This is a genomic window from Rhizobium rhizogenes NBRC 13257, assembly GCF_000696095.1.
GTDB lineage: Bacteria > Pseudomonadota > Alphaproteobacteria > Rhizobiales > Rhizobiaceae > Rhizobium > Rhizobium rhizogenes.
On record NZ_BAYX01000001.1, the window covers coordinates 714,588 to 734,619 of the forward strand.

Below are 20,032 nucleotides of genomic sequence, written 5' to 3' on the forward strand. Positions count from 1 at the left end.
CGTTCCGGTTCGGTCGAACACTCATGAGTCGACACGTTCTAGCGTGCCGCAATGCTGCGCGACATAGAACCAAATACCCGCGAAGTCAAGGAAAGCGGGCGCTTCAGAAAGCCTGAGGCTCATTCATAACGCAATTTTTAGATTAGCGCCATCTTTGTTGCTCGTTTGTCACAATTCTCGCGCCGAAATTGCCCCGATCCCATTGATATAACTTGCCAGCTTCATGCCGGCATTGATGAAATACATCGGGTCTATCGGATGGCCGTTCTCGCGGACTTCGTAATGCAGATGCGTGCCGGTCGAGCGCCCCGTGCTGCCGGCTAGGCCGACAGCGTCGCCCGTCTTTACCGTATCGCCAGCCTTGACCAGCAGCTCTTCCATGTGGCCGTAGCGCGTGGAGATCCCATCGCCGTGGTCGATCTCGACCATGTTGCCGTAGCCGCCTGTCCAGCCGGCGGAAACGACCTTGCCTGGCCCCGTGGCCCTGACCCTCTCACCCGGGCTGAAATGAAAGTCGGTACCGGTGTGCAGTGCCAGCTTGCCGAGGAAGGGATCCTTGCGATTGCCGAAAGGACTGGTGATCAGCTTGCCCGGTGCGGGATTGCGGAATGGCAGGCTCTCGGCGGCGCCACGCACCGTCTCCAGACGCGTCAGGGCCGTATCGAGATCGGCCATGGACTGTTCGAACTGATCGACGTTTTCAGGCGCGACATAGGGGCCGCCGACGCCTTCGTCATCATTGGCGGGATCCGCGTCCTTGCTCGCAACGCTCGCCGTCACGGTAGGAACCTTGATGCCGACATTCCGCATGATCGACTGGATGTTGTCGGCAGTGTCGGCAGCGCCGGTTGTCAGGCGCTGCACGCGAGTCAATTGATCCTGCTCGATATGCTTCAGCGACAGCGTCACCCTGGAGAAGACGCGGTCGGCACGGTCGGCGACTGTCTCGGGAGCGGGAACGTAGGCGAGGGTGGAGTTGTCGGGTGTGGCATCGGCGGGCTTGCCGCTCGACAGAAGCGTTTCGATTGCTTTCAGGCCGCCGGTCAATTCCGCATGGTCGCCCTTGTCGACGCGATTGCCGGTGGTCTCCGTATTGGCACCCTTATTATCCATCAGGCCGGAATTCTCGGCCCGATCGAGCAGTGCATCGAGCTTGCCGTGACGCGAGGACAGCGCCTGCTGCTGCTCCATCAGCTTGTCGACTTTTTTCTCGACGACCTGCTGGTCGAGAAGCTGGCGCGAGGTGACCCTGTCGACCTGGGCGCGCAGCGCGGCGATCCGGTCTTCATAATCATATTGCATGCGCGCCTGCCGGGCCATAGTGGCGCCGATCAGGTCGTCGCGCAGCACGAGATAGGAGGTCGCCAGGAGGTAGCCGATCGAAAAGATGCCGACGAGACAGACGGCGAACGCTGCCATCCACGGGCGGACGGTCATGTGACGCACGCTATCGCCGCTTGCCACGATGATGGTGTGACACCGCTTCTGCTTGCCGAAAACCCGGTTCTGAGGCTTGGTTGTCACCGAGAATCTCCCAATCGACGCATTCTCGCATCCATTGTCGAAGTAGACGGATTTATGGTTAATGATTGCTTTACGCTGCACTATTAGAAAACTGAAAAACTCTTGTGTTTTAGTATGTTATGCATTGCTTGTGGAGGTAAGTGAGCGATAGAATGACGGCGTCAAGCCGGCCTCGGCGCGGGCGATGTCATTGAACGGCGCTTTCAGCGAGCCACGGAAATTCGAGCGCACCAGCTCCTGAAATGTACGGGCGGGATCGCGCTTTTCGCGGGCGCAGAGGAAGCGAAACCATTTGGCGCCGACGGCCACATGGCCTTTCTCGTCATTATAGATGACATCGAGCACGGCGGCACTTTCCATATCGCCGGTTTCGCGCATCTTCGCCTGCAGCGCCGGCGTCACGTCGAGGCCGCGCGCCTCAAGAATGAGCGGCACGACGGCGAGGCGGGCGGTGAGATCGGTGCGAGTTGCGTGCGCTGCCTGCCACAGGCCGTCATGGGCCGGCAGGTCGCCGTAGTCGGCGCCGAGATCGCGCAGACGAGCGCGCACCATCTTGAAATGCTTGGCTTCCTCGAAGGCAACCTGCATCCAGCCGTCGAAAAAGGAGTTTGGCACCGGGCCGGTCGCAAAGCGCGCGACGATATCGAGCGCCAGATCCACCGCATTCAATTCGATATGGGCGATGGCGTGCAGCAGCGCGATACGGCCCTGCAGCGTGTGCAGCGACCGCTTTTTCATGTGCTTTGGCGGCACCAGTTCCGGCTTCCGCGGCCGGCCGGGGCGATCGGCCAGCGGCGGATCGAGTGGTGAGCGCAGCGACAGGGTGCGCGCGAACCAGCGGGTGGCCGTCTCCTGGGCAAGGGTGGTCTTACGGTCGAGATCGGCTGAGCGGATAGCGGCGATGGCGCCACCGCGCAGTGACGTGATCGTCTCGATGTCCGCCGGTTCCGACATCGTCATCAAAGTTCCTTCACGGCAGCCAGGACTTCCTCAGCGTGGCCGGCCACTTTGACTTTATCCCAGATGCGCGCGATTCGGCCGTCCGCGGCGATCAGGAAGGTCGAACGGACGACACCCATATAGCTCCGGCCGTACATGCTCTTTTCCCGCCAGACGCCATAGGCCTCGGCTGCCGTCTTCTCTTCATCGGCGGCAAGGGGAACGGACAGGTCGTATTTTTTCACGAACTTGTCGTGGCTCTTGACCGAATCCGGCGACATGCCGACGATCGAGGCGCCGGCCTTTTTGAAGTCCGCTGCAAGCGCGGTGAAAGCGATCGATTCGGCGGTGCAGGCGGACGTATTGTCCTTGGGATAAAAGAAGATCACCAGCGGCTTGCCGGCAAAGTCTGCAAGGCTTATGCGGCCACTGCCGTCGCGCGGAAGATCGAAATCCGGTGCTTTGTCTCCGATTGCTAATTCAACCGCTGGGATTTTGGTCACGGGAAAACCTTTCTTTTGCCGGTATTTTAGATGACACTGGGCATCAGCCATATATACTGTACCGGTATGCCGTCCACATCGGACGCAGCGTCACCAACAAAATTGCGAAAAACGAAAGGGACGCACGGGAGTGATCCGAGGCGAAAAGATTATATTCCGCAAGAAGGATCTCGTCTCACTCGACCACTTGCCTTCCGCCCAGGTCGACGATCCCATGATCGTGCATGTGCCGGAGCCTGCCCGCCGTAGCCGGTCGCATGTCTGGCACGTCTGCCGAATCACTCTTGTCTTCATCACCTTCCTTGTCCTGATCGGTGGTGCGCTCGTCGCCACCATCGAGAGCGGCATCTTCGACCAGCCTCTGTCTCAGAAGGCGCAGTCGGCACTCGATGAGGCGATCGGGCCGCGCTATAAGGCGGAAGTTGGCTCGACTGTCGTCCGGTTCACGCCGAGCCTGCGGCTGGCACTCGAGGCCCACGACGTCAATGTGGTCGACCAGGAAAGCGGTAAGCACCTGTCGACCATGTCGTCGGTCAGCATGGAACTGGATCCCCTGGCACTTGTCGAAGGCCGCGTCGAGGTCGCCAATGTTTCGGCCGAAGGCATCGCGCTCGATACCTCTTTGCTGCCGCAAGGCGATTCCGTCGATCTGACGGCGTTGCGCGTCGACGCACTGCCGCAGGCGCTGAATTCAGCCTTCGACAATCTGGACTTCCTGGAGCGCTTCGTTCAGCGCGGCGGCACGAACTCGGTGCGTATTTCCGGTTTTGCCGTCAAGCTTGCGCGTCACGAGGGCGAGCCGATCTCGCTCGTGGTGGATAATCTCACCTTCGAACGCAGTGGGCCGACGGCGTTACATCTCTACGGAGAGGTTGCCGTCAACGGCTCCCTGGCGACGCTGGATGTGGTCGCCGATCAGCAGCAGACCGGCCATAGCTCTTCGCTGACGGCGAAACTTGCCAATGTCGACCTGAAGCCGTTGACCATGGTCTATGACCAGAACGGCACGCCGCGCCAGGGTATCATGAGCCTCGCAGGCATGACGGTCACTGCGGTGCGCGGCGGCGAGGGCGTCGATCCAAAGCTCAGCGCTTCCATCGATGTCCAGCCCGGTACGCTGTACATGGACCGCGACATGCAGGACCTGACGCAGGCCAATATCAACCTTGCCTATGACTTCCCGCGCCAGAAGCTTGAGATCGTACAGTCGAAGGCCCAGTTCGTCGGAACCATCGTACCCTTCTCCGGCGCTCTCATAGATCTCGACCGCATCGATGCCAATGCCGGCAAGGGCTTCGGCATCGATTTCCTGATCCGTGGCGGTACGGCGGCTTCCTCGATCTCGAGCGAACAGCCGGTCAGCTTCGACGGGCAGGCGACGGGGCGCTTCCTGGCGGCGACCAAGGAGTTTCAATTCGAGAATATCGGCATTTCGACACCGCTTGGCGCGTTGTTCGGCTCGCTGCATATGAAACTCGGCGATAGCTCGCCGGAAATTAGCTTCGGCGGCCGCGCCGATAAGTTGGATACCACCGCGATCAAGCAGCTCTGGCCTTTCTGGATGGCCTCGAAGCCGCGCGTCTGGGTGGAGAGCAATCTCTTCGGCGGTACGGTGACCAACGCGGTCATCTCGGTCTTCATCCCCGCCGGACGGCTGAGGGAAGCGGCACAAACCGGCAAGTTGCAGCTCGGAAAGGATGAGCTGCACATCGCCTTCGATATCGACAACACCCGTCTCGATGTGCCCGGTGAAATTCCGCCGCTGCGCGATACCAAGGCGCATTTCGACCTCACGGGTCCGACGATGAGTGTCGATATTGCGAGCGCAACCTCCTATTTTTCCAGCGGTCGCTCGGTGACGCTGAACGATAGCAATTTCTCGATCCCGTCAGCCTATGACAAGCCGCTGATGGCGGAGCTCAATCTCGCAATATCCGGCACCGGCGATGCGATCGGCGAACTGCTGAGCTATAAGCCGCTGGAAGTGCTGCAAAGAACCGAATTCAAGCCGGAGAACTTCAACGGCAAGATCGTCGCCAATGTCGATGCGACCATCGGCCTGCTCAGCGACCAGAAGCCGCCTCCGCCCGTCTGGAAGGCGAACCTGCAGCTTAGCAGTGTCGACGTGCTGAAACCGATGAACAATCGTAAGGTCACCAATCTTACGGGGAGCATCGATGCCGATCCCCAGGCCGTGCATCTGAATGCTCAGGCCCAGATCGATGGCATTCCCGCACAGATCGATATGGTTGAGCCCACGGACAGCAAATCGCCAGCCAAACGCAGCCGCGTGATCACCGCTACGCTTACTGATGCCCAACGCAACTCCGTCATACCGGGCCTCAACGACATCATAGACGGCCCGGTCAAGCTGGAGCTCACGCGTATCGATGAGGATCGCCAGGCCGTCAAGATCGACCTCGGCAAGGCGGCCCTGACCGTGCCGTGGATCGGCTGGTCGAAGGGCAGCGGCATTCCGGCCACCGCCCAGTTCGAGGCCTCCGGACCGGACAGTCAGACGGCGCTGAAGAATTTCGTTCTCAAGGGCGACGGCTTTGGTGTCAGCGGCGATCTCGTCGTCAGCAAGGGCGGCCTGACATCAGCCAATTTCAGCAGCGTCAAACTGTCGGCGCTCGACGATTTCGCACTGTCGGTCAAGCACGGCAAGAGCGGTGCCTATGACATATCGGTTTCCGGCAATTCGGCAGACCTGCGGCCGGTTCTCGCGCGGCTGAAAGCATCGTCGAGCGGAGGAAATGGCGGCAGCGCAGACGATTCGTCCAGCGCGACAGTCCGCGCCAATATCGACAAGGTCATCGGTTTCAACGACGAATCGATCCGCAATCTCAAGGGTGTCTATTCCGTCTCCGGCGGGCACATTGTAGCGGCGGATTTTTCCGGGCTCACTGATAGCGGCGAAGCCGTGGTCAGCCAGATGAGCAAGGGCGGTGGCAGCGGCACCATTCGCATCACCAGTGGCGATGCCGGCGCTGTGGCACGCTTTGCCGACCTCTATAAACACCTGAAGGGCGGCCTTCTCAATCTGTCGCTGCGTTCCACGGGGCCGGATGCATGGGATGGTTCGCTGGATATCCGCAACTTCGCGATCATCGACGAAAAGAAGCTCTCGACCATTGTTTCGACCCCCAGCGGCAAGAACGGCAAGAGCCTGAATTCCGCCGTCAAACAGAATATCGACACGCGGTCGCAGAGTTTTGACCGCGGTTTCGCGCGGCTGGTGTTCCGCAGCGGCGCGCTTTCGGTGGAAAACGGCGTCGTGCGCGGCTCGCAGGTGGGCGCGACCTTCCAGGGAACGGTCAAGGACGCCAAGGGCAACATGGACCTGACAGGCACCTTCATGCCTGCCTATGGCCTCAACCGGCTGTTTGCGGAAGTTCCGATCGTTGGCTTCATCCTCGGCAACGGCAGCGACCGCGGCCTGATCGGCATTACCTTCCGGGTGACCGGCACGATCGAAAAATCGAGCATGCAGATCAACCCGCTGTCGATCATCGCGCCGGGTGTTTTCCGGCAGATATTTGAGTTTTGAGGAAATAAGCGACGGGCCGGGAGCCGGAGTGGGATGAATCAGAACATTGCCCATATTGCCATCGTCGTTCGAGACTATGACGACGCGATCGACTTCTATGTGAACAAGCTCGGGTTCGCCCTGGTTGAGGACAGCTATCAGCCGGCGCAGGACAAGCGTTGGGTTGTCGTGAAGCCAAGGGGCGATGGTGCGGCCTCGCTGCTGCTTGCGCGCGCCTCCTCATCCCATCAGGAGAATTATATCGGCGACCAGGCCGGGGGACGGGTGTTCCTGTTTCTACAGACCGATGACTTCTGGCGTGACTATGCTGTCTACCTCGAAAAAGGGATCGAATTCACGCGCGAGCCGAAGCAGGCGGACTACGGGATCGTCGCTGTTTTCAAGGATCTTTACGGCAATCTGTGGGATCTGGTGCAGTTCACCGATGGACGGTCGTAAGCTCCGATTTCTTTGGAAATAGAACGAGAAAAGCCGGCGCGATGCGCCGGCTTTTTCATGCGTTTGATGTTCGCCCGCTCAAGCAGCCGGGCGAACCAGGATGTGCTTTTTCTTGCCCAGCGACAGCTTGATGACGCCATCGGCGGTGATTTCGCCGCTGCCGATCAGCTTGCGTTCGTCGCTGACGGCTTGGTCGTTGATACGCACGGCGCCGCCTTGGACATGACGGCGGGCTTCGCCGTTCGATGCGGCCAGGCCGGCGCGGACGATCAGAGACAGCAGGCCGATGCCGGCATCGAGTTCGGAAGCGGGAACCTCGACCGACGGCAGGTTTTCGGAAAGGCCGCCTTCCTCGAAGGTCTTGCGCGCGGTTTCGGCGGCAAGTTCGGCCGCCTCGCGGCCGTGCAGGATGGCGGTGACTTCCGTCGCCAGGATCTTCTTCACCTCGTTGAGCTCCGAGCCGGCAAGCGCGGAGAGGCGAGCGATCTCGTCCATCGGCAGCGTGGTGTAGAGCTTGAGGAAGCGGGAAACGTCCGCATCCTCGGTGTTACGCCAGTACTGCCAGAAGTCATAGGCCGAGAGCAGATCGGAATTCAGCCAGACCGCGCCGGAGGCAGACTTGCCCATCTTGGCACCCGAGGAGGTGGTCAACAGCGGCGAGGTCAGCGCGTAGAGCTGCTTTGTCCCCATACGGTGACCCAGGTCTATGCCGTTGACGATGTTGCCCCACTGGTCCGAACCGCCGATCTGCAGACGGCAATCGTAGCGCTTGGCCAGCTCGACGAAGTCATAAGCCTGCAGGATCATGTAGTTGAATTCGAGGAAGGACAGCGACTGCTCGCGATCCAGGCGCGTCTTGACGCTGTCGAAGGACAGCATGCGGTTGACCGAGAAATGCCGGCCGACGTCGCGCAGGAATTCGAGGTAGTTGAGTGAGCGCAGCCATTCGGCGTTGTTGATCATCAACGCGTCCTTCGGGCCATCGCCATAGGTGAGGTAGCTGGAGAAGACGCGCTTGATCGAGGCGATGTTGCTTTCGATCGTGTCCACGGTCATCAGCTGGCGAGCTTCATCCTTGAAGGAGGGGTCGCCGACCATGCCGGTGCCGCCGCCCATCAGCGAGACGGCGCGATGGCCGGTCGCCTGCAGCCAGTGCAGCATCATTATCTGCATCAGCGAGCCAACATGTAAGCTCGGTGCCGTGGGATCGAAGCCGATATAGGCGGTCACGGTTTCCTTGGCGAAAAGGTCGTCGAGGCCGGCTTCATCGGAAATCTGGTGGATGAAGCCGCGCTCTTGCAGGGTGCGCAGGAAATCGGATTTGAACTCAGCCATGATCTTGGTCTCTCGGGCGCCGCATCTCTATGCCGTGCGGCGAAGTCGCTGTTGTTGAACTATCGCGGCGCGTTTAGCACTGATTTCGCGTGGCGTCACCACTTTGCTTGAACGGCGCCGCGGAAGTTTCAGCAAAACCGGAAAGACGATCGAACGGCTTTGCCTGCCGCAGTATTTCGATTGAAAGAGGTCGCCAGATCGCCGCGAAGGGGCCGAAAATGCGCCCAGCATTCGCCGAAATCCGATCCCATGCTGGGCATACCATTGATCCTGCGTGCACCACATGTTTCACGAAAGAAACCGGTATGTCACCTTTGTTTTCGGTAATGGGACTGTCGTCCATAAGGGCGATCTGGGCATTGCTTGCCATGGTCCTGGTATTGACTGGTCTTGCTGTTGCGGGTCCGGCCGAAGCTCAAAACGCCATGGAAAAGCGAATAGCGCTTGTCATCGGCAACTCGGCCTATAAAGCCGGCGCATTGCCGACGCCGGCCAATGATGCGGGTCTGATTGCGCAGACGCTGCAGGCCGCAGGCTTTGATGTGATCGGTGCGCGCGACCTGAACCAGGACGGGCTGCGCGATGCGCTGCGCGACTTTCTCGCCAAGGCAAACGCTTCCGGCCCCGACACGATCGCCTTTGTCTACCTGGCTGGCTATGGGCTTCAATATCAAGGCGACAACTATTTCGTGCCGGTCGACGCGCAGATCGCCAACGCCACCGACGTTCCGGTCGAAGCCATCAGGGTTAGCGATTTCACCAGGTCGCTGGCGGCGATCAGGAACAGAGGCAGCATTGTTGTCCTTGATGCTGCGCGCGCCAATCCGTTCGCCCAATCCAATCAGCCGCTTGCGGGCGGCCTGGCGCTTGTCGAGGCCGATGCCAATCAGCTGATCGCGTTCAATGCCGCGCCCGGCACAGTGGCGCCGCCGGAGGCGGGACCCTATGGCGCTTACGCGCATGCCTTGGCGGAGATGATGCGCGTCGGCGGTCTTCCGCTCAGCGACGTGTTCGACCGCACGCGGCTGCGTGTCAGCGACCTCAGCAAGGGTGCGCAGATATCATGGGATGCCTCGAAGTTTGGCGGAGCATTCACGTTCCTCGACCGTGGCCCCGATGCGCCCGCGGTCCAGGTTTCCAGCTACAATAGCGCCACGATGCGTACGAAGGCGATCCGCGATTTCGACGAAAGAGACGCTTATTTCGCCGCACTCGACCGCGACACCTTGGTGGGTTATGAAGACTTCCTCGCCGCCTATCCGGATGATCCGATGGCAAGGCGCGTGCGCGCCATCATTGCCGCCCGTCGCGAGGCGATCACATGGCGCGAGACCTGGGTCGCGGATACGCCGGAAGCCTATTGGTCCTATCTGAGGCGCTATCCACGCGGCCCGCATGTGTGGGACGCTCGTCGTCGCCTGGAGCATTTCGAGGCGGCACTCGAACCACCGCCGTCATTTACGGTGATCGAATATGACGTGCCACCGCCGCCGCCGCCGGAGATCGTCTATGTCGATCGGCCCATCCTCTATTTCGATGATACGGATTTCGGTTATGCCCCACCGCCGCCGGTCGTCTTCCTAGCGCCGCCGCCTCCGGATTTCGTCGTGCTGGCGCCGCCGCAGCCGTCGGTCGATCTCTATGTCCTGCCGGCGCCGGTCTTCGTTCCAGTCCCCGAATGGGTGCGCCCGCCGCGTGATATAGCGCCGCCTGAAAACAATGTGATCTTCAACAATATCCACAATACGGTGGTCAACAACACGATCATCAACAACAGCACGACCGTCAATCAGAGCACGGCTGCCCCCGCAGCGCCGAGCCTGACGACGGCGCAAAAACTGACCGGCGCTGCAGTTGTCGCCGGCGCGGGTGCTACGGCGTTGCATGTCGCACTGCCGCCCTCGGTGCAGAAGCACGCCGCAATCATTCAAAAGCAAAGTCCGGCCGCCGCGACGAAGGTTCCGGCGATTAGCTCGGTACCCGCAGGGCAGCCGCAGAACACGCATGCGCTTCCGGGCACCAAGGGTCAGCCCTTGCCGCCTGTCGGCAATACACCGATGACGCAGGGGCAATCTCAGGCGAAGAAAGTCCAGTCACCGCAATCGGTTCCCAATACTGCGCAGAAGTCTGGTGTCGCAGCGGTGGCACCAGCCGCTCAGGGCCAAAATGCCAACGCACATGCGCTCCCCGGCACGAAGGGCCAGCCATTGCCACCAGTCGGCAACACGCAGGTGACGCCCAAACAGGTTCAGGCTAAGAAGCCTCTGCCTTCACAGCCTCTTGCCAATAGCGTGCAGAATCCGGTGTCGGCGGCAAAGCCAGCCGCTCATGCTCAGGCAGCAAAAGCGGCAGCGCCTGCAGCTGTTACAGGAGCGCCCGCAAAGCCGAAGGTCGTTGCTGCCATGCCGCCGCGTCATGCGGCTCCCAGGCCCGCTCCCCAGGCCAAACCTGCGCCCCAGATGGCACGTCAGGTGGCCGCGCCCGTCAGAGCACAGGCTGCCAAATCTCAGGCTCAGCCAAGGCCTCAACCGCAGTCGAGAGCCGTACAGCAGGCGAAAAGGCCACCACAGGCGCATCCGCCACCGAAGCCTCCCGTGAAGAAATGTGGAGCGCCCGGTCTGCCTGCATGTCATTGAGGGACGTCACCGCATAAGTGACATCGGGACGGATGGCCGCCAGGGAGATTACTCATTGGCGGCTTCCGTTCGCTGCGACGATGATATCCGCGATCGCTATTGTTGAGCCGTCGCCGCGCGTTTAACACTGATCTGGCGGCTCGTCCTGTCAGGTACGAGCCGGACATTTCAGCGGGATCGGGAAAACATCGTCTGATGAGCGACACAATCATATTGGAAACACCTCGTCTTGTTCTGACGATGTGGCACAAGGGCGATGCAGCGCTGATTCAGCAGTTGCATTCGACCATCGATACGACCCGCTATCTCTCGGGCGCCGCGCCGTGGACGCTGGAGAAGGCCGAGGAGCGGCTGAAGAGCTGGTTCGGCGAGCAGGCGCGCGACGGTGTGACGAAATACAAGATGCTCAGGCGCGACGACGGCCGCTTTATCGGCCGGGCAGGCTTTTCCCGTTTTCAGGAAGAGCGTGGGCGCGGTGAATTCGAGCTCGGCTATTCGCTCAGCCGGGAGGCCTGGGGCAATGGCTATGCGACCGAAATTGCCGGGGCTTTATCGGAGTGGTTCTTCAAGCGCGGCATAGCCCGCGAATTCATCGCCTTCACCCATCCGGAAAATGCCGCATCGCAGCGGGTTCTGCGCAAAATCGGCATGCGAGAACGCCCGCCGATGGTGATCGACGGGCTCGCATGTCCAAGTTTTGGGATATCGCGGTAAGAGGCGAACCTCTTATCTGATCCGCTTGGCTGCCGGTTCCGGCACCAGTTCGCCATTCAGGCGACGATCGAGGTAGTCCTCGCATTCGCCCATGAGCGTATCGACCTGGCCATTGAAGAAATGGTTGGCGCCGGAGACGAGCTTATGGGTGATGAGAATGCCCTTTTGCGTCTTCAGCTTTTCGACGAGGCCGTTGACGTCCTTTTCCGGGGCAACCTTGTCGGCATCGCCGTTGATGATCAGGCCGGAGGACGGGCAGGGTGCCAGGAACGAGAAGTCGTAGATGTTCGGCTGCGGCGCGATCGACATGAAACCTTCGATCTCGGGGCGGCGCATCAGAAGCTGCATGCCGATCCAGGCGCCGAAGGAATAGCCGGCAACCCAACAGCTCTTCGAATCGGGATGCAGGCTCTGCACCCAGTCGAGCGCCGAGGCGGCATCCGACAATTCACCGGCGCCATGGTCGAATTCACCCTGGCTACGGCCGATGCTGCGGAAGTTGAAGCGAAGCGTGGTGAAGCCGCGCTTCTGGAACATGTAGAAAAGCTGGTAGACGACCTGATTGTTCATCGTGCCGCCGAACTGCGGATGGGGGTGCAGGATGATCGCGATCGGGGCGCTCTTTTCCTTGGAGGGCTGATAGCGGCCTTCAAGGCGGCCTGCGGGGCCGTTGAAAATAACTTCGGGCATCGATACTCCGGCTCTTCTTTTTCTGCGTTCAAACTAGGTGGGACGCAGCAAGTTGACTTGACGAATGCGCTCATCTTTTCTAGAACGCAGTTTAGAACAATTCGAAACTTGGTACGGTCTTCCACGCGTTGCTTGTTCAACGGTTTGTGGAACGTGTCATAAGGCATGCCCGGTCGAAATTTCAAGGAAAATGAGCCGGGCGGCGCAACAAGGCTTCGTCAGGCAGGAAGAAGATTATGGCCGCAACGCGCCTTTATCTCGACTGGAATGCCACCGCACCCCTCCACCCGGCGGCGCGCGATGCAATGTTGCATGCCTTGGATCTTTATGGAAACCCTAATTCCGTGCATGGCGAGGGCAGGGCGACACGGGCGGCGATCGAGACCGCGCGTCGGCAGGTTGCAAGCCTGACGGGTGCCGAGCCGGCACACGTCGTTTTCACCAGCGGTGCGACCGAAGCCGCCAATATGGTGCTGACGCCGGAATTTCGCATGGGCCGCACGCCACTTGCGATCGGCCGTCTCTATATCTCGGCGATCGAACATCCGGCCGTGCGCGAAGGCGGACGATTTGCGAAAGAGAATATCAGCGAAATTCCGGTGACGCCGGAAGGGACGGTCGATCTGGCCGCGCTGGAAACTATGCTTGTCGCGCATAACAAGGCCGACGGCCTGCCGATGGTGGCGATCATGCTTGCCAACAACGAGACCGGCATTCTTCAGCCTGTGTCTGAAGCGGCAAAGATCGTGCAGGCGTCCGGAGGCGTGTTTATCGTCGATGCCGTACAGGCAGCGGGCCGGGTTCCGCTGGATATCAATGCGATTGGTGCGGATTTCCTCATCGTCTCGTCGCATAAGATCGGCGGCCCGAAAGGGGTGGGCGCATTGATCTCTCGCGGCGAAGTGCTGATGCCGAAGCCGTTGATCCATGGCGGGGGCCAAGAAAAGGGCCATCGTTCTGGCACGGAAAATGCGCTTGGTGTCATCGGTTTTGGTGCTGCCGCCACTGCGGCGATCGCCGAGCTCGATAGCCGGAACATGGGTGTCGCAAAGCTCCGCGACCGGTTGGAACTGGGCATGAAGCTTGCCGCGCCCGACGTCATCATCCACGGCGAAGGCGGTGCGCGCGTGCCGAATACCAGCTTCTTCACCCTGCCGGGGCTGAAGTCGGAAACCGGGCAGATCGCTTTCGATCTCGAAGGTGTGGCGATCTCGGCAGGCTCGGCTTGCTCCTCCGGCAAGGTTGGTGAAAGCCATGTGCTGTCGGCAATGGGCTGCGATCCGAAGCTCGGGGCGCTGCGCATTTCGCTCGGATTTACGACGACCGACGAGGATGTCGAACGCGCGATTGCCGCCTTCGCCAGAATTGCCGGACGACGCAAACCTGCGGGCGCTGCGGCCTGACGGCTTACAATTTTGCGGAAACATAAATTTCCGCTTGCCAAGCGGGCTGAAAAGTCCCTTTTGGCCGACTACATAGAGGGTAGGCGAAAGTCTACTGAAACGTTGACAAGCTGCCGGACCTTGGATCCGGCGAGATTGGAGAACGACATGGCTGCCGTCCAAGAAACAATCGATCAGGTTCGTCTGATCGACGTGGACCAGTACAAGTATGGTTTTGAGACCATCATCGAAATGGACAAGGCTCCGAAAGGCCTGTCCGAGGATATTGTTCGCTTTATTTCCGCCAAGAAGCAGGAACCGGAGTGGATGCTGGAATGGCGTCTGGAGGCTTATCGCCGCTGGCTGACGCTGGACGAGCCGACCTGGGCGCGAGTCGACTATCCGAAGATCGACTTCAACGATATCTATTATTACGCCGCGCCGAAGACCACGCCCGGCCCGACCTCACTCGACGAAGTCGATCCGGAACTCTTGAAGGTCTATGAAAAGCTCGGCATTCCGCTGCGCGAGCAGGAGATTCTCGCCGGCGTCGAGCGGCCGAAGATCGCCGTCGATGCGGTGTTCGATTCGGTCTCTGTGGTCACCACCTTCAAGGAAGAGCTGAAGAAGGCCGGCGTGATCTTCATGTCGATCTCGGAAGCCGTCCGCGAGCATCCCGATCTCGTACGCAAATATCTCGGAACGGTCGTTCCGACGAGCGACAATTACTATGCGACGCTGAACTCGGCCGTCTTCACGGACGGTTCCTTCGTCTTCGTGCCGAAGGGCGTGCGGTGCCCGATGGAATTGTCGACCTATTTCCGCATCAACGAGAAGAACACCGGCCAATTCGAGCGCACGTTGATCATCGCCGAAGAGGGAGCCTATGTCTCCTATCTCGAAGGCTGCACGGCGCCGCAGCGCGACGAAAACCAGCTGCATGCCGCTGTGGTCGAGCTGGTTGCCCTGGACGACGCCGAGATCAAATACTCGACGGTTCAGAACTGGTATCCGGGCGACAAGAACGGCAAGGGCGGCATCTACAACTTCGTCACCAAGCGTGGCGATTGCCGCGGCCATCGCTCCAAGATCTCCTGGACGCAGGTCGAGACCGGTTCGGCGATCACCTGGAAATATCCGTCCTGCATCCTGCGCGGCGACGACAGCCGCGGCGAGTTCTACTCGATCGCCGTCTCCAACGGTCATCAGCAGGTCGACAGCGGCACCAAGATGATCCATCTCGGCAAGAATACGTCGAGCCGTATCGTATCGAAGGGCATCGCTGCCGGCGTGTCGCAGAACACCTATCGTGGCCAGGTCTCGGCTCACCGCAAGGCGTCGAACGCACGTAACTTCACGCAGTGCGATTCGCTGCTGATCGGCGACAAGTGCGGCGCGCATACGGTGCCCTACATCGAGGCGAAGAACTCGACGGCGCAGTTCGAGCATGAAGCCACGACGTCGAAGATCTCCGAAGATCAGCTGTTCTACTGCCTGCAGCGTGGCATCCCGACCGAAGCGGCGATCGCACTGATCGTCAACGGCTTCGTCAAGGAAGTGCTGCAGGAGCTGCCGATGGAATTTGCTGTGGAAGCACAGAAGCTGATCGGCATCTCGCTGGAAGGCAGCGTGGGGTGATGGCCGCAGTAGAGACAGTCACACTCTTCCGCCCAGTTGGATTGGAAGAGTTGAAGCTGATCGAAGAGAGCGGCTGGAAAGCCTTTCCGCCACGACTTCCGGATCAGCCGATTTTCTATCCTGTAACGAACGAAGGTTACGCAGCTCAGATTGCAAGAGACTGGAACACCAAGGTCGGGTCGCAGCGCGGTTATGTGACACGTTTTGAGGTAAATGCCGCTTATGCATCGCGTTTTGAACGCAAGGTTGTCGGCGGACGGGAACATGAAGAGCTTTGGGTGCCAGCGGAAGAACTCGACGAATTCAATCGCAATATCATTGGCGCGATTGTTGTAACGCAGAGCTTCATGCCGACAGACGAGCGCTAACCTATAGAGACAAGCACCGTTGGTTCGATAACCAATCGCCAAGGGTGGGATGAAGGAAACGAATATGCTTGAAATCAAGAACCTGCATGCCCGCATCGCCGAAGACGGCACCGAGATCATCCGTGGTCTGAACCTGACGGTAAAGGCTGGCGAAGTTGCCGCTATCATGGGCCCGAATGGCTCCGGCAAGTCGACGCTCTCCTATATCCTTGCCGGCCGCGACGACTACGAAGTGACCGAGGGCGAGATCCTTTACAATGGCGAGAGCATTCTCGAGCTGGACGCTGCCGAGCGCGCCGCCAAGGGTATTTTCCTCGCCTTCCAGTATCCGGTCGAAATTCCCGGCGTTGCCACCATGCAGTTCCTGAAGGTGGCGATGAACGAGCAGCGCAAGGCGCGCGGCGAGGCTGAACTGACGACGCCGGACTTCATGCGTCGCGTCAAGGAAGCGGCGGCCAAGCTGCAGATCAACACCGAGATGCTGAAGCGTCCGTTGAACGTCGGTTTCTCCGGCGGCGAGAAGAAGCGCGCCGAGATCCTGCAGATGGCGTTGCTGGAGCCGCAGCTTTGCGTACTCGACGAGACTGACTCCGGTCTCGACATCGACGCGCTGAAGATCGTCGCCGACGGCGTCAACGCCCTGCGTTCGCCCGACCGCGCCGTGATCGTCATCACCCACTATCAGCGTCTGCTCGACTACATCGTACCGGACACCGTCCACGTCCTCTACAAGGGCCAGGTGATCAAGTCTGGCGACAAGACGCTGGCGCATGAACTCGAAGCCAACGGCTATGCCGACATCATTGGGGCTGCGGCCTGATCGGGGCGGAAAGGATACGTCGATGAACGTTCAGACGACGACCCGCCTGACTGCCGCGGAAACCGCGCTGATCGAGGCTTACAACAACCAGTTGGGCGATCTGCCGGGTGACGGAGAAGTCTTCGCCATCCGTGACCGTCTGCTGGATGATCTGAAGACCGCCGGCCTGCCGACGCGGCGCTTCGAGGCTTGGCACTATACCGATTTCAAGAACCTGCTGCGTACGGTTCCGACCGATCTCGGCACCGGCAGCGTCGAGCCGCTGTCGCCGACGGCTGAGGGTTCGGCCGTTCTTTCGGTTCTGCAGGGTCGCGCGGTCGGCAAGGCCTCGGTCGATGGCCTGATTGTCAGCCGTTATATCGACAGCCTGACGGACGGCACGGCCGCCGCCGGCCTGGAGGCACTTGGCAGGGATGACGCGATTGGCCGCATCAATGCCAGCTTCGTGCGTGATGGCTACGTCATCGAATTTCCCGATGGCACCGAGCTCGATGCACCGCTGGAGATCCAGTTCATCCATGCTGGCGGACAGATTCACAGCCGTCTGCCTGTTACGTTCGGCGTCGGTGCCAAGGCAACCGTGATCGAGCGTCACGAGGGTGTTCCGGGCGCTGCGGCACTGGTGTCCTCGATCAGTGACATCACGGTCGGCAAGGGCGCTGAGGTGACCTGGATCATCCTGCAGGAGCAGGGTTCCGAGGACACGCATCTCGGCCAGATCCGTGTCGATCTCGGTCAGGACGCCAAGCTAAAGCTGTTCGTGATCAATGCCGGCGGCAAGCTGGTGCGTCAGGAACTGCATATCAAGGTTTCGGGCGAGGGCGCTGAGCTCTCGCTGCGCGGCGTCAACCTGCTCGGCGGCGACACGCATACCGATGTGACGATGGTGCTCGGCCATGACGTGCCGCACACCAGCTCGACGGAGATCGTTCGCAACGTGGTGTTCGACCGCGCCCGCGGCGTCTTCCAGGGCATGATCCGCGTCGCTCCGGATGCGCAGAAGACCGACGCCAAAATGGCCTGCAACACGCTGCTGATGTCCGACGATGCCGAGTTCTCCGTCAAGCCGGAACTCGAAATCTTCGCCGACGACGTTCAGTGCGGTCATGGCGCTACCGTCGCTGATATCGACAGCAACCATCTCTACTACCTGATGGCGCGCGGTATCCCGAAGAACAAGGCCCGCGCCATGCTGGTCAATGCCTTCGTGGCCGAAATTGTCGAAGAGCTGGAAGACGAGGCACTGGTCGAGGCGCTGGAAGGCGTTATCTTTGCCTGGCTCGAAAAGCACGCCTGATTGATTGGAGCAATGCTCGTGGACAAGATCGTACCAGCCACCGCCTATGACGTTGAAGCGATTCGTCGGGATTTTCCGATCCTGTCGACGACCGTTCACGGCAAGCCGCTGGTCTATCTCGACAACGGCGCATCGGCGCAGAAGCCGCAAGTCGTGATTGACGCCATATCGCATGCCTATTCGAGCGAATATGCCAATGTGCATCGCGGCCTGCACTTCCTCTCCAATGCCGCCACGGAGGCCTATGAAGCTGCGCGCGAAAAGGTGCGCCGCTTCCTGAATGCGCCGTCGGTGGACAATATCGTCTTCACCAAGAACTCGACCGAGGCAATCAATACGGTCGCCTATGGCTGGGGCATGCCCAAGATCGGTGAAGGCGACGAGATCGTCATTTCGATCCTGGAGCATCACTCCAATATCGTGCCGTGGCATTTCATCCGCGAACGACAGGGCGCCAAGCTCGTCTGGGTGCCGGTGGACGACGAGGGCGCGTTCCATATCGAGGATTTCGAAAAGAGCCTGACGGAACGCACCAAGCTCGTCGCCATCACGCACATGTCAAATGCGCTCGGCACCGTCGTTCCGGTCAAGGAAATCTGCCGGATCGCGCATGAGCGTGGCATTCCGGTGCTGATCGACGGTTCGCAGGGGGCGGTGCATATGCCCGTCGACGTGCAGGATATCGATTGCGACTGGTACGTCATGACTGGCCACAAGCTCTATGGTCCCTCGGGGATCGGCGTGCTCTACGGCAAGAAGTACAGGCTTGCCGAGATGCGGCCCTTCCAGGGCGGCGGCGAGATGATCTTCGACGTCACCGAGGAGAATGTTACCTACAACGATCCACCGCATCGTTTCGAGGCCGGCACGCCGCCGATCGTCCAGGCAATCGGGCTTGGCTATGCGCTCGATTACATGGAGAGCGTCGGCCGTGAGGCGATTGCCCGCCACGAAGCCGATCTTTCGGCTTATGCGGCCGAACGGTTGCGGGATATCAATTCGCTGCGTGTTATTGGCACGGCGCCCGGCAAAGGTGGTATATTCTCCTTTGAACTCGCCGGCATTCACGCTCATGACGTGTCGATGGTGATCGATCGTCAGGGTGTTGCGGTGCGGGCGGGAACGCATTGCGCCCAGCCGCTCTTGAAACGCTTCGGCGTCACCTCCACATGCCGAGCATCGTTCGGCATGTACAATACCCGAGCTGAGGTAGACGCCCTGGCCGATGCGCTGGAATATGCGCGCAAATTCTTTGCCTAAGGAGGCACGCGATGTCACTCGACGAAAGCGAACAGAAGATCGACGTGCGCGAAGGCCTCGTGCATTCGAGCATCCCCGAGGAAGAGCTGGCTCGTCTCAGCGATGACGTCATCAGCGCGCTGAAAACAGTCTATGACCCTGAAATTCCCGCCGACATCTTTGAACTCGGCCTGATCTACAAGATCGACATCGAAGATGACCGCATGGTGAAGATCGTCATGACGCTGACCGCGCCCGGCTGCCCCGTCGCCGGCGAGATGCCAGGCTGGGTCGAAAACGCCGTCGGCGCCGTCGAAGGCGTGTCGGGCGTCGAAGTCAGCATGACCTTCGACCCACCGTGGTCGGCAGATCGCATGTCGGAAGAAGCGCAGGTGGCGATCGGCTGGTATTGAAGCTTTAAGCCGCTCGCTTTACATTAAGACTCGAAGCACCGGATCTTGACCCCGGTTGTGGAAGGAGAATGGGCCCATGGGCTTTGCTGTAATAACCATGACCGAGACCGCCGCAGCGCGCGTCAAGGCAATCGTCGAGAATTCCGGCCCCGATGCCAAGGGCGTTCGCGTTGGCATCAAGAAGGGCGGCTGCGCCGGGATGGAATATACCATCGATCTGGTGACCGAGCCGAATGCCAAGGACGACTTGATCGAGTATAACGGTGCCAAGGTCTGGGTTGAGCCGTCGGCCGTGCTGTATCTGCTCGGCACCCAAATGGGCTTCGAGACCACGACGTTGCGCTCGGGCTTCACCTTCACCAATCCGAACCAGACATCGGCCTGCGGCTGCGGCGAATCCGTCGAGCTGAAGCCAGCCGATCTTGCTGCCTTGGCAGCCCAGCGTCAGGCGGCTCCGGCCGCCTGAGGGTCTACTCGACGCCACACCGCGAACAGCCAATTCGAAGAACAGATTTGAAATCTGGATTACTGCTATCTTATAGTGGT

17 protein-coding genes are annotated in these 20,032 nt (G+C 60.2%); 12 read left to right on the top strand and 5 right to left on the bottom strand.

What is annotated here, in order from left to right; all coding sequences use genetic code 11:
• Positions 1–168: 168 nt before the first annotated feature.
• The 3 genes from RRH01S_RS03450 to RRH01S_RS03460 all read right to left on the bottom strand — a co-directional run bounded on the left by RRH01S_RS03450 (position 169) and on the right by RRH01S_RS03460 (position 2,966).
• Positions 169–1,524 carry a M23 family metallopeptidase gene (locus RRH01S_RS03450; RefSeq protein WP_012651557.1) on the bottom strand — a complete coding sequence of 452 codons (1,356 nt, stop codon included), beginning with the start codon at positions 1,522–1,524 and terminating at the stop codon, positions 169–171.
• Positions 1,525–1,641: 117 nt separating this feature from the next.
• Positions 1,642–2,484 (bottom strand): ferritin-like domain-containing protein, encoded by an 843-nt coding sequence (locus RRH01S_RS03455; RefSeq protein ID WP_042469955.1) that lies wholly within the window; start codon positions 2,482–2,484, stop codon positions 1,642–1,644.
• Positions 2,484–2,966, bottom strand: coding sequence for a peroxiredoxin (locus RRH01S_RS03460; protein ID WP_012651555.1), 483 nt, complete (start codon positions 2,964–2,966; stop codon positions 2,484–2,486). The genes RRH01S_RS03455 and RRH01S_RS03460 overlap by 1 nt, the downstream gene beginning before the upstream one ends.
• Before the next feature lie 130 nt (positions 2,967–3,096).
• Here RRH01S_RS03460 and RRH01S_RS03465 point away from each other — a divergent pair, with 130 nt between their 5' ends.
• On the top strand, positions 3,097–6,516 hold the full coding sequence (locus RRH01S_RS03465; RefSeq protein WP_042469957.1) for a YhdP family protein: 3,420 nt from the start codon (positions 3,097–3,099) through the stop codon (positions 6,514–6,516).
• Between the two features lie 33 nt (positions 6,517–6,549).
• Positions 6,550–6,954, top strand: a complete 405-nt coding sequence (locus tag RRH01S_RS03470; RefSeq protein WP_012651553.1) for a VOC family protein — start codon at positions 6,550–6,552, stop codon at positions 6,952–6,954.
• 78 nt (positions 6,955–7,032) lie between these two features.
• On the opposite strand, the gene tyrS is transcribed toward RRH01S_RS03470, so the two are convergent.
• Complete coding sequence (gene tyrS, locus RRH01S_RS03475; RefSeq protein WP_034518153.1) at positions 7,033–8,289, bottom strand: tyrosine--tRNA ligase; 1,257 nt, start codon at positions 8,287–8,289, stop codon at positions 7,033–7,035.
• 305 nt (positions 8,290–8,594) lie between these two features.
• On the opposite strand from tyrS, the gene RRH01S_RS03480 reads away from it, so the two are divergent.
• A complete protein-coding gene (locus RRH01S_RS03480) occupies positions 8,595–10,925 on the top strand; it encodes a caspase family protein (RefSeq protein WP_234711638.1) in 2,331 nt (776 codons plus the stop codon).
• 195 nt (positions 10,926–11,120) lie between these two features.
• Complete coding sequence (locus RRH01S_RS03485) at positions 11,121–11,639, top strand: GNAT family N-acetyltransferase (protein ID WP_012651549.1); 519 nt, start codon at positions 11,121–11,123, stop codon at positions 11,637–11,639.
• Positions 11,640–11,651: 12 nt separating this feature from the next.
• On the opposite strand, the gene RRH01S_RS03490 is transcribed toward RRH01S_RS03485, so the two are convergent.
• Positions 11,652–12,329: an alpha/beta hydrolase gene (locus RRH01S_RS03490; protein WP_007696254.1), complete on the bottom strand. Its 678-nt coding sequence runs from the start codon at positions 12,327–12,329 to the stop codon at positions 11,652–11,654.
• A gap of 236 nt (positions 12,330–12,565) precedes the next feature.
• On the opposite strand from RRH01S_RS03490, the gene RRH01S_RS03495 reads away from it, so the two are divergent.
• The 8 genes from RRH01S_RS03495 (at position 12,566) to sufA (ending at position 19,952) form a co-directional block, all read left to right on the top strand.
• The gene (locus RRH01S_RS03495) at positions 12,566–13,732 is read left to right on the top strand and encodes a cysteine desulfurase family protein (protein ID WP_012651548.1); all 1,167 of its coding nucleotides are present in this window, start codon (positions 12,566–12,568) and stop codon (positions 13,730–13,732) included.
• 147 nt (positions 13,733–13,879) lie between these two features.
• The gene (gene sufB, locus RRH01S_RS03500; RefSeq protein ID WP_012651547.1) at positions 13,880–15,349 is read left to right on the top strand and encodes a Fe-S cluster assembly protein SufB; all 1,470 of its coding nucleotides are present in this window, start codon (positions 13,880–13,882) and stop codon (positions 15,347–15,349) included.
• Positions 15,350–15,399: 50 nt separating this feature from the next.
• Positions 15,400–15,717 carry a hypothetical protein gene (locus RRH01S_RS03505; protein ID WP_306464976.1) on the top strand — a complete coding sequence of 106 codons (318 nt, stop codon included), beginning with the start codon at positions 15,400–15,402 and terminating at the stop codon, positions 15,715–15,717.
• 64 nt (positions 15,718–15,781) lie between these two features.
• A complete protein-coding gene (sufC, locus tag RRH01S_RS03510; RefSeq protein ID WP_007696251.1) occupies positions 15,782–16,537 on the top strand; it encodes a Fe-S cluster assembly ATPase SufC in 756 nt (251 codons plus the stop codon).
• Positions 16,538–16,559: 22 nt separating this feature from the next.
• Positions 16,560–17,834 (top strand): Fe-S cluster assembly protein SufD, encoded by a 1,275-nt coding sequence (gene sufD, locus RRH01S_RS03515; protein ID WP_012651546.1) that lies wholly within the window; start codon positions 16,560–16,562, stop codon positions 17,832–17,834.
• Between the two features lie 18 nt (positions 17,835–17,852).
• Positions 17,853–19,094, top strand: a complete 1,242-nt coding sequence (locus tag RRH01S_RS03520) for a cysteine desulfurase (protein WP_034519349.1) — start codon at positions 17,853–17,855, stop codon at positions 19,092–19,094.
• 11 nt (positions 19,095–19,105) lie between these two features.
• Positions 19,106–19,486 (top strand): SUF system Fe-S cluster assembly protein, encoded by a 381-nt coding sequence (locus tag RRH01S_RS03525; RefSeq protein ID WP_007696242.1) that lies wholly within the window; start codon positions 19,106–19,108, stop codon positions 19,484–19,486.
• A gap of 76 nt (positions 19,487–19,562) precedes the next feature.
• Entirely contained in the window at positions 19,563–19,952 is a 390-nt protein-coding gene (gene sufA / locus RRH01S_RS03530; protein ID WP_034518163.1) for a Fe-S cluster assembly scaffold SufA, read from the top strand.
• The last annotated feature ends 80 nt before the right edge of the window (positions 19,953–20,032 follow it).